The sequence below is a fragment of the Candidatus Methanodesulfokora washburnensis genome (genome assembly GCF_003947435.1).
GTDB lineage: Archaea > Korarchaeota > Korarchaeia > Korarchaeales > Korarchaeaceae > Methanodesulfokora > Methanodesulfokora washburnensis.
This window is the reverse complement of sequence record NZ_RCOS01000177.1, coordinates 1-8,487: the sequence shown is the minus strand read 5'-3', so window position 1 is coordinate 8,487 and position 8,487 is coordinate 1. Positions and strand designations below refer to the sequence as shown.

The window sequence follows — 8,487 nt, the reverse complement described above, 5'->3', positions numbered from 1 at the left end:
CGTGTTCCACACAACCTGGTAATCCGCACTTCCGCCTAACCTGTATGGAAATATGATCATGTCATCGTATGTCGCTAAAGGAAATGTTGTATTAGCACCTATCTGGTATCTAGTAAGGTAGTTGCTACCATCTGGCTTAACTACACTTATGTATCCCCCTGCATCCCTGAAAACCAGATGTCCAGATCCACTTATCGATATTGGGGTAACTGCCCTTCCATTCGTTAAAATATCCGTTAGGAAAATAACAGATGGAATTCCCATCTCATCAACTCCCCATATCATCCCGCTTTTATCTCCCCAGAACATTATTCCGTTGTAATATGCTGTTGGAGACCATGTGGGATCTGGTGTGTTCATCCTTATCCTCACATTGCTTTCTTTGTCTATGAAGACCATCCATTCATAGGATCGAAAGGCTACCATCCCGCATGGCATATAAGCAGGTGGGCTATATGGAGGCTTTCCAACATCAGCATACCATATAATCTGTCCGTTTGGATCGACAGCATATAATCTTCCTACATCAGAACCGCCTAAGAAATCGTAAATAACACCATCCTCTCCTATTACAGGTCTGTGATAGTAGAGAAATGGAGAGGGTACTGTGTCCTTCAAATGCCATATTATCTCTCCGCTTTTCGATATTCTAGCCATGTCTCCATTTTCAGATGTAACAACTACCGTCCCGTCATCGAATATCGCTGGTGCCATCATCTTCTCAACAGAGAAGGGTAAACTCAGAGAGAGAAACACATTTCCATCTATTGTCATTCCATATAATCTGCTATCTATTACTGTGTATATGTTGTCTTCATCATCAACTGCTGGCTGGCAGTAGTATTTTGTGCCCGCAGAACCTAGGCTCTTTTTCATCAAGATGTTGAGATCCCTGTCAATTACGGCTATGGCTCCTGCATCTGTCATTACTGTGAAATAATTCCATTCATATACCTGTCTTCTCACATTCCCGCTACCTCTCAGATCTCCTAGTGGAGATAGCCATGAAACTCTGCTTAAGTTTAGATCCCTGAAAACCCTGTATATCTGCCATATCGCTCTGTTCAGTAAAGACCAGTCGGCTGACATGACATAATCCCCTGCTTTCTTCTCAAAAAGTGCGGCTAGGCATATCATTGCATCGAATATGGCATCCTTTGCTATCACTGTTTGCTTGAATCCAGAGTTCTCCAAAATATCCAGAAGCTTCTCCGTTACATCATAGAGCTCTGCTGTTGGCTTTAAACACAGGTTAAAGTCCTCAGAGCTCACATACTCTCTTGTTAGAAACTTCTTTCTGTGCCTCTCCTCTAATGTTTTAGCCTCGTCTTTTGCCCATACTGCATGGTAGTACCACAGCTTGTCTCTATCTGTTGGAAAAGCTCCCATCAATGACGATAGCAGGGCTGATAGGTTCACGGATATGGTGGACATGCTCTACCTCGACACCTTCGGTATGTTTTTTACCTCTTCCTCTATAGCCTTTATCCTTTCCAGTAAACTGTAAATATCGGGTATTATAACTTTAGATTTCTCTCTCGTTCCTGCTCTATCACACACTATTGTTGTGAATGTTATCTTATTCGTATCAGTTGGGAATGCTGATGGTGAGAATCCAGAAAAATACTGGGAGACAACAGCCATTCAGAGCACCTATCTTGGTGGCTGTTGCATTGCTCTCCTCATAGCTAAAATACCAAATGCCTCGGCTATTCTCTCCCTTATATCGCAATAGCTCTTCGGCACTACATGCATGTTCCCGTATAGTCTGTAATTCATTGCAATGCATCCACCATTGCATGCATCCCTGAAAAAGCATGTCTCGCATCTCCCCTCGTTTACAGCATAAGGCTTCTTCTTTATCCACTCCTCGTATAGCTTTTTCACCTTCTCCATATCTATCTTAGGTACTTTTCCTATCGTTAATTCAGGGCTCTCTGTTACGTATCTGTGGCATGGATAGATGTTCAAATCGGGATCTATCGCAAATCCTGTCGTTCCCAATCCACATCTGTTCTTCCACGAATCAGCTATCGAGTAAGTAACCTCACCTGCATCCCTAAGTATCTTTATGTTTGTTCTCCACTCCCATACTGGCTTGAACCTTCTCAGCTTTCTCAGCTCATCCGATAGTGTATCAAGAGCATCATCCCAGCTAACCTCATAGACCCATTCTATAGCCAAATTGTTGAATCCGTGATTCACAAACCACATAATATCATCAGCTAAGCCTTTCACTGTATCTGGAGCTACAGTCCACCTTATTTGGGGATCATAGAACTGTCTGATAAACTTCAGATTCTTCCACACTATGTCCCATGAGCCTCTGCCATCTGGAAACACTCTGTGCTTGTCATGCTTCTCCTTTGTCCCATCCAGGGAGATTAAGAGACCGTATCTGTGTGATAAGAGCCATTTCACATTCTCCTCTGTCAACAATGTTCCGTTTGTAGTCATTCCTATCATCAGATTCATTCCTGAGATTTTTCTCTTTTCAAAAAGGTAATCATCCGCCTTCTTTATGAGATCCATTTCCAGAAGCGGTTCTCCACCAAAGTACCAGATGCTGTTTATCCCTCTCTCTAGTATGAAGTCTATACTCTGTTTCAATCTATCATAGTCCATTTCTCTATTTCCTTTTCTTATAAAGCAGTAATGACATGCAAGATTACATTTGTCTGTAATAAAAATTGTAGCATTGTTGGGTCTGAAGAATGGGCATTCTCCGCTCTGCTGTCCATGTGCCTGAGGTACCTGAGGAAATCTGGGCTCTCCCCTGAAGGCTAAAGGTGCGTATGCTCTCTCACATGTGAAGCAGACTTGGCATCCCACCTTCTCACAGCTTACACATGCCTGACATGTATAGCACTTCTCACAATAGGACATAAGGTTTTTACACTACAGCTTCTATATTAACCTTGTTATGCTACTGAATAACATAGGTCGCACTTCTGACAGCTGACACATATCTGACAGCTATCACAACTCTGGCATACATCACAACTCTGGCATACATCACACTTCTGGCATGTATTGCATACCTGACAGCTGTAGCATATCTGGCATGTGTAACAGGTTCTTATGTTCGACATGTTTTCACCTTCCCCTCGATCACACAAATGTTACGGTGTAGCATACCATACAGCTATAGCATATCTGGCATGTATTACAGCTCTGGCATGTAGCACATATCTCTGAAGTATAGCATATCTGGCATCCATAGCAATCATAACAGCTGTTGCATGCTTGGCATCCATCGCATACTCTGTCCTTTAAATTTGGTGTCTCAGTTGCATACTCCCTCACGTTCTGGCTCATCTCACATACACCTCCAGTAGTTTATTATATGTAACATAAGATCCAGAGTTGACAAGCTTCACACGCACCGTGTGTATTCCCGCTGATAAATCTCCTATGCTGAATGTATCTTGGAATCTCGTCTCAGATGTTAATGTTGTGGAGAACTGTAGTCTAGGAGAGGTCTCTGAATCAATGTAGATTTTAAGATAGCCCGTTCCACCTGATACCCATAAAGTGGCTACTATCATCATCTGTGTCCACTTTATCACTGTGTTGGCAAACCTCGTGTACTTTATTTCTGTTTCCGTTGTTCCTGTAACAGATTTTTGGGTGTCATCAAAGGCTACTATGGCAAATGGCATCTGCTGTATTACCGTCTGTTGCAGTAGGTCTGGCATACTACATCCTGTTTAATGGGGGCAAAGGTTTATATAAAGATTTGTCCCCTAAATTTGTGGGGGTTGGCTATGAGAGAAGGTGCCAAGTTGCACACTGTAACAAGAGTGTATAAGTTTGATGATCCCAATGGAGAGATATACCAGAAGCTGAGAAAGGGGGCATCCATAGCATCTCTGGGAGTTGAGCCAAAGGAGTTCTCAATAAAAGAAGGAAACGTATTTCTCAATGAAGGGCTGAACTTCATCTGGATGGCAGTAACTGGTGCTACTGGTCTTACATACTTCAACTCAGCTAACTCGTATATAGGTGTAGGGGATGGAACCACAGCCGCATCTGCATCTCAAACTGGTTTGCAGGGAACTAACAAATACTACAAGCTTGTTGACTCTGGCTATCCTACCGTTAGTGGAAATACAGTAACGTTTAGAGCTACCTTTGGAGGCACAGAGGCTAACTTTGCGTGGAATGAGTGGACAGTGGCTAATGGAAACAGCGATACTGCCGTAAATCTCAACAGAAAAGTTGAATCTCTTGGTACTAAGCCCTCTGGTGCTACATGGGTTCTGGAGGTTCAGCTGTCTATAAGCTGAAAATAGGTGATGTTCAATGACGATAGTAGTATATGCAAAGAACAGATATGCTGGTACATGCTCTCCATCTGCTCTAAATACTGAAACAACAGTTTTGGAGATAACTGGTGCCTCTGATGACTATTTAGTTGAGGGATGGCTTGATATATCAGCTCTTGCATCTGGAGATACGTTAGTGGTTACTGAGTACGTGGCGATAGATGGTACAAACTACCGCATCTTCCTGCAATCAACATTCAATGGTGCTCAGAACATGCCTGCAATCAGATTCCACACGAAGACTCTTCTCTATAATATGAAATACAAAGTTACAGTAAATCAGACAGCTGGAGTATTGCGTTCTTATTCATACGGTTTCATACAGGAAATATTGGGTACTCTGTAATAGTTAGTGAAACTATTTTATTCCGCTCTCCCCTTTTTTTCTGATTTAGATGAGCGTAGCTAGAGGGTACCTCGGATCATATCCGACAAACATACCAAAGCTCAGCTATGGTGCAGTCTCCAAAAAGTCTGCTGATTTCGCAACAGGTCTGGAAAAGATAACATACCGCTATATCACGCTGTTTGACTCAGCTTCTGGAGTAGATCTTGTATTTAACCGTTCTCTTGTTCTAATCGATTCTGCTTCCTGTGTTGACATACAGAGCTATCTGAGCAGACCTTTATCCGATTCCGCCCTAAGTACTGACTGGATCTCAGTAATAACGAGGATAACTGCGGGAGTTCCACCACTTCTGTTTGAGTCCCTTGTAACAGGTGCGTATCCAACTGCATCAGTACTCCTGCATCCCTACATCGTGAAGAAGACAGCATACGATTCTGCTTCCTCTGCTGATGCCGTTCTCTCAAGGTCATTTACCGAGCTAGATTCTGCATCTGCTCTGGATATTGTCTTCTCTAGGACTTTCTCCGCATTGGATCTTGCTTCTGCTGTTGATGTAATTCTGGCAAGGGGCTTTGTGATATTTGACTCTGCTTCAGCTCTAGATACTTTCAAATACATATACTTATCTGCTGCTGATTCGTCATCAGCTCTCGATAGAATACCTAGAAGGTCATTTATTGAGGTAGATTCATTATCTGCCGTTGACATAGGCTGGCTCATAGTTCCTGCTAAGGATCTTCTCTACCTGACTGAGACCTCTCTTATTTACCTCTCCTCTGCTGATAAGATGAGAACATGGGATACCAGAGAGCTACTGAGGTACAAGATAGACACGATATGGCTGTCGGATATAGGCAGAAGGGCTATAATAAAGGCTGAGCATCATGATCTAAGGGTTGATGCTCTCCTCTTTATCTGCAAGCTTGCTAGAAAGAAGCTTGAAAAGTAAAAAATAAGGAAAGGGAATTCAGCTGTATTACTCCTGAGGCATAACTTTCCTGAATGCCTTCTCTCTCCTTCTTCTCTTCCTTAAGACTGCTTGGTTCTCTGGTAGGTAAAGACGCTTCTCCCACAGCTTGCGTCTGCATCTGGTTACTGTCTCAAATGGTGGCATCTGTCTTAGAATATCAAAAGGTATGTATTTCAGATACTGAGCTACCTGAGGGTAGAAGATTCTCAGCACCATGATATAAAGGTACTGATCATCTTCCCTTGCTTTGGGATAGTTTGCTAGTACATAGGCTACCTGCTTCTGCACAGTTCTTATCTCTCTCCTGACCCTCTCTATTTCCGCTTTCCTTAGCTCCTCTTCCATTTCTCAATCACCACCAAAACTAAAGCTAGGATGAGGAGAACAACAACAGCTCTGACAACATAGGGAGCTATAAACATCCATCCATACATGCAATTTAGCCTGTCCATTTCACTGCTGTATAAAACTGAGCATACCGCTTTTCCTATGTTTTCTTCTATTGATTGCTCTGAAATAACGCTCAGTATCCTCTCGACAAGCTGTCTAAGATATTCTAATATCGGCATCCTCATCCTCACCTGTCAACAAAGCTATAACCCTTGATCCTTTATTCCATATCTTTCTCAGCTTTGCTCTTTTCTCTTCCGCTCTTTCTGGTGTCTCGTATTCTCCTATCTTTTTCCATCGTATTTTAGATCCCTCTTTTTCATACACGTAAACTGCATACCTGTACCTAACCATAATCTATCACCTTCTCCTTTCCCCTAGCTTGAACATGTAGTACTTTATCGTGTTTTTCAGCGATCTCTCGTAAGCTATGCAATAATCTTCTACGTATTCATCACGTTTCCGAAAATCACAGTATGAAGTATCATACTTTGGCTCATTTGCCCATTCAGACCAATGAAAATGTTTGCAGGTTCCGCAGACCTCTCTCATCATATCACCTACCTAACTCTGGTGAATATGAACAAGCCTTTTTTGTTCTTCTCTATTCTTATGTTTTCTAAGTTTCTGAAGTCGTTATATACCTTCCACATCCATGATCCTATGTCCTCTAGATATGAAACAATGGTTTCCCTCATGTCTGGATCTTTGCAGTAAACTATTGCTCTGTCCACATCAACAAACTCAATTTTCCAGATGAAGTTTTCCTCTGTCATCTTTGATCACCTTTTCTCCCTTATTTTACCAGTTATAGTTATTAATACTTTGTTGTTTACTGATTCTACTGTCCACATCTTTATGTCCATTATCTCAGAGATTTTCTCTATGTCATGGCTTGTAAACAGAACATCCTTCATCCATACTTCTATCTCATCTGAGCCTACTACTTTGGTTACTCCTCTAGAAAGAACTTGGAACTGCTCACCTAGCCATTCATCAAGCTCCTCTGGTGTCATAATATCACCTACTCCCCTCTCAGATGAGAATACAAAGAGGCTGATTCTCTCTCTATTATCTCTCCTATGGCTTCTAATGATTTTGCTATCCACTTCAGATTACGAATAGCACATTCCCCGTCAAAGACATCATACCATTCGCAGTTCTCTCTTAGACACTCTACCTCTCCCTGTGGAGAGTTTAAACTGAGAATAGGGCATATCTTTCTCCTTCTCATCTTTATCTCCTCTTTTTCTTCTATAATCTGAACCATTCACATCCCCCCCTTCATCTCCCTGTCCTTAAAGTATTTGATCAAAAAGCCTATCTCCTCTGTATACGTTATTTGGTCTGGTGGAAACTGTCCCGTTATTTCAGCAATCTTCGGCTTTAACTCATCAAGAGCCTGTTTAACTGGCATTCTTATGTAAATCAGTGTGTGAGCTACTTTCTGTCCTTTCCTTATCCTTCCTCTCCTGCTCTCTGAGGGTTTCATTGCACCCTCTGGCTCTTCCAGATCTGAAACGGATACAGGGGTTTTCATATTCTCATCTGTCATCTCATCCCCCCAGAAAACTGTCCTTTTGATTATAAAAAGGTTAATTCGACATTAAGCTAATAATTAACCTCTCTTTTCATTTTATTATAGCTGAAAATTAAGGCTCCTGTCTATCCCTCTCTCTGTTAAAACTGAATTTAAAAAATGTGAATAAGGGCTTTAAATACCGCATAGGGCTATATAAGGCTTTCTCTCTCGCTCACACTCATTCCAGACAACTCCCCCCGACGGCTCTTTCGAACCGAACGGGTCTGGGAGGAAAAATAAAGAAAGGGAAGTTTACGGATCACTACCGTGTCTTGAAACCCAAAGTGGTTATTCTGGATAGAGATAGTCTTCCAAGTTTATCTTAGTTATTTTACTAATAATTGAAGCTATAGCTGTATTTAGTTTTTCCTCCTTCTCTCTTTCTCCTTTTACCTCTGACTTAGCCCTGTCAACAAGCCTTGTCAGAGGCATCCACCATCTGGCCGTTCCAACTCCAGGAACAAAATCCACAAATTTTACCACAATACCATTTTTTACGGTGATGACTACTCCAATTGCCCCAAACTGTTCTTTGGCGAGCTTTGCTATCTCCTCTACATCCTTCTTCAGCTCTGGAACAATGATACCCTTATCGATTTCTATGAAAGGTGGCTGGTCGTTAAATTCATCGAGGACGGTGTTGCTCTTCAATTTTATAGTTCTGAGTCTCAATGGAAACACTCTAGATAACCTCTGTATTATATATTCTTGGATCCTATATATTTGGGCCAGCGGATCGGCACCAGCCCCTGACCCACGAGCTGGTGTCGCCCCCATTTCGGGGGATAACACTTTTTCTGTCTCCATTCTGCTCACACTCCCCCCGCCGGCCTTTTCAGACCGGACGGGTCTGGGAGAAAGAAAGGGG

General features: G+C 42.2%; 17 protein-coding genes. 3 read left to right on the top strand and 14 right to left on the bottom strand.

Annotated features, from left to right (window positions below):
• The 5 genes from D6D85_RS15800 to D6D85_RS15785 form a co-directional block, all read right to left on the bottom strand.
• Positions 1–1,434 (bottom strand): PQQ-binding-like beta-propeller repeat protein (locus D6D85_RS15800; RefSeq protein WP_133308335.1); only part of this gene is annotated, 1,434 nt, incomplete at its 3' end.
• 3 nt (positions 1,435–1,437) lie between these two features.
• Positions 1,438–1,644, bottom strand: a complete 207-nt coding sequence (locus tag D6D85_RS15795) for a hypothetical protein (protein WP_125673023.1) — start codon at positions 1,642–1,644, stop codon at positions 1,438–1,440.
• Between the two features lie 9 nt (positions 1,645–1,653).
• Positions 1,654–2,886 (bottom strand): radical SAM/SPASM domain-containing protein, encoded by a 1,233-nt coding sequence (locus D6D85_RS15790; protein ID WP_125673022.1) that lies wholly within the window; start codon positions 2,884–2,886, stop codon positions 1,654–1,656.
• Between the two features lie 236 nt (positions 2,887–3,122).
• Positions 3,123–3,257 (bottom strand): hypothetical protein, encoded by a 135-nt coding sequence (locus D6D85_RS17130; RefSeq protein WP_272914453.1) that lies wholly within the window; start codon positions 3,255–3,257, stop codon positions 3,123–3,125.
• 57 nt (positions 3,258–3,314) lie between these two features.
• Positions 3,315–3,698, bottom strand: a complete 384-nt coding sequence (locus D6D85_RS15785) for a hypothetical protein (RefSeq protein ID WP_125673021.1) — start codon at positions 3,696–3,698, stop codon at positions 3,315–3,317.
• Between the two features lie 87 nt (positions 3,699–3,785).
• Here D6D85_RS15785 and D6D85_RS15780 point away from each other — a divergent pair, with 87 nt between their 5' ends.
• From D6D85_RS15780 to D6D85_RS15770, 3 genes are read left to right on the top strand one after another with little or no spacing between them, the layout of a single operon-like run.
• Entirely contained in the window at positions 3,786–4,289 is a 504-nt protein-coding gene (locus D6D85_RS15780) for a hypothetical protein (protein ID WP_125673020.1), read from the top strand.
• A 16-nt stretch (positions 4,290–4,305) separates the two neighbouring features.
• On the top strand, positions 4,306–4,674 hold the full coding sequence (locus D6D85_RS15775; protein WP_125673019.1) for a hypothetical protein: 369 nt from the start codon (positions 4,306–4,308) through the stop codon (positions 4,672–4,674).
• Positions 4,675–4,723: 49 nt separating this feature from the next.
• Positions 4,724–5,626 (top strand): hypothetical protein, encoded by a 903-nt coding sequence (locus D6D85_RS15770; protein ID WP_125673018.1) that lies wholly within the window; start codon positions 4,724–4,726, stop codon positions 5,624–5,626.
• 27 nt (positions 5,627–5,653) lie between these two features.
• Here D6D85_RS15770 and D6D85_RS15765 read toward each other — a convergent pair whose 3' ends face one another.
• The 9 genes from D6D85_RS15765 to D6D85_RS15725 all read right to left on the bottom strand — a co-directional run bounded on the left by D6D85_RS15765 (position 5,654) and on the right by D6D85_RS15725 (position 8,426).
• Positions 5,654–5,992 carry a hypothetical protein gene (locus tag D6D85_RS15765; protein ID WP_125673017.1) on the bottom strand — a complete coding sequence of 113 codons (339 nt, stop codon included), beginning with the start codon at positions 5,990–5,992 and terminating at the stop codon, positions 5,654–5,656.
• On the bottom strand, positions 5,977–6,216 hold the full coding sequence (locus tag D6D85_RS15760) for a hypothetical protein (RefSeq protein WP_125673016.1): 240 nt from the start codon (positions 6,214–6,216) through the stop codon (positions 5,977–5,979). The genes D6D85_RS15765 and D6D85_RS15760 overlap by 16 nt, the downstream gene beginning before the upstream one ends.
• Entirely contained in the window at positions 6,194–6,391 is a 198-nt protein-coding gene (locus tag D6D85_RS15755; protein ID WP_125673015.1) for a hypothetical protein, read from the bottom strand. Before D6D85_RS15755 ends, D6D85_RS15760 begins: the two co-directional genes overlap by 23 nt.
• Before the next feature lie 6 nt (positions 6,392–6,397).
• Positions 6,398–6,592, bottom strand: a complete 195-nt coding sequence (locus D6D85_RS15750) for a hypothetical protein (protein WP_125673014.1) — start codon at positions 6,590–6,592, stop codon at positions 6,398–6,400.
• A 5-nt stretch (positions 6,593–6,597) separates the two neighbouring features.
• Positions 6,598–6,813 carry a hypothetical protein gene (locus D6D85_RS15745; RefSeq protein WP_125673013.1) on the bottom strand — a complete coding sequence of 72 codons (216 nt, stop codon included), beginning with the start codon at positions 6,811–6,813 and terminating at the stop codon, positions 6,598–6,600.
• A gap of 6 nt (positions 6,814–6,819) precedes the next feature.
• A complete protein-coding gene (locus D6D85_RS15740; protein ID WP_125673012.1) occupies positions 6,820–7,053 on the bottom strand; it encodes a hypothetical protein in 234 nt (77 codons plus the stop codon).
• A gap of 8 nt (positions 7,054–7,061) precedes the next feature.
• Positions 7,062–7,307, bottom strand: a complete 246-nt coding sequence (locus D6D85_RS15735; protein ID WP_125673011.1) for a hypothetical protein — start codon at positions 7,305–7,307, stop codon at positions 7,062–7,064.
• Positions 7,308–7,592 (bottom strand): hypothetical protein, encoded by a 285-nt coding sequence (locus D6D85_RS15730; protein WP_125673010.1) that lies wholly within the window; start codon positions 7,590–7,592, stop codon positions 7,308–7,310. It lies immediately after the preceding gene.
• Between the two features lie 315 nt (positions 7,593–7,907).
• Positions 7,908–8,426 (bottom strand): hypothetical protein, encoded by a 519-nt coding sequence (locus tag D6D85_RS15725; protein WP_125673009.1) that lies wholly within the window; start codon positions 8,424–8,426, stop codon positions 7,908–7,910.
• Positions 8,427–8,487: the final 61 nt, after the last annotated feature.

Bases quoted from the DNA above. Each gene is read 5' to 3' on its own strand.
- D6D85_RS15795 (WP_125673023.1), bottom strand. From the start codon at position 1,644: ATGGCTGTTGTCTCCCAGTATTTTTCTGGATTCTCACCATCAGCATTC.
- D6D85_RS15790 (WP_125673022.1), bottom strand. From the start codon at position 2,886: ATGTCCTATTGTGAGAAGTGCTATACATGTCAGGCATGTGTAAGCTGT.
- D6D85_RS17130 (WP_272914453.1), bottom strand. From the start codon at position 3,257: ATGGATGCCAAGCATGCAACAGCTGTTATGATTGCTATGGATGCCAGA.
- D6D85_RS15785 (WP_125673021.1), bottom strand. From the start codon at position 3,698: ATGCCAGACCTACTGCAACAGACGGTAATACAGCAGATGCCATTTGCC.
- D6D85_RS15775 (WP_125673019.1), top strand. From the start codon at position 4,306: ATGACGATAGTAGTATATGCAAAGAACAGATATGCTGGTACATGCTCT.
- D6D85_RS15770 (WP_125673018.1), top strand. From the start codon at position 4,724: ATGAGCGTAGCTAGAGGGTACCTCGGATCATATCCGACAAACATACCA.
- D6D85_RS15765 (WP_125673017.1), bottom strand. From the start codon at position 5,992: ATGGAAGAGGAGCTAAGGAAAGCGGAAATAGAGAGGGTCAGGAGAGAG.
- D6D85_RS15760 (WP_125673016.1), bottom strand. From the start codon at position 6,216: ATGCCGATATTAGAATATCTTAGACAGCTTGTCGAGAGGATACTGAGC.
- D6D85_RS15755 (WP_125673015.1), bottom strand. From the start codon at position 6,391: ATGGTTAGGTACAGGTATGCAGTTTACGTGTATGAAAAAGAGGGATCT.
- D6D85_RS15750 (WP_125673014.1), bottom strand. From the start codon at position 6,592: ATGATGAGAGAGGTCTGCGGAACCTGCAAACATTTTCATTGGTCTGAA.
- D6D85_RS15745 (WP_125673013.1), bottom strand. From the start codon at position 6,813: ATGACAGAGGAAAACTTCATCTGGAAAATTGAGTTTGTTGATGTGGAC.
- D6D85_RS15740 (WP_125673012.1), bottom strand. From the start codon at position 7,053: ATGACACCAGAGGAGCTTGATGAATGGCTAGGTGAGCAGTTCCAAGTT.
- D6D85_RS15735 (WP_125673011.1), bottom strand. From the start codon at position 7,307: ATGGTTCAGATTATAGAAGAAAAAGAGGAGATAAAGATGAGAAGGAGA.
- D6D85_RS15730 (WP_125673010.1), bottom strand. From the start codon at position 7,592: ATGACAGATGAGAATATGAAAACCCCTGTATCCGTTTCAGATCTGGAA.
- D6D85_RS15725 (WP_125673009.1), bottom strand. From the start codon at position 8,426: ATGGAGACAGAAAAAGTGTTATCCCCCGAAATGGGGGCGACACCAGCT.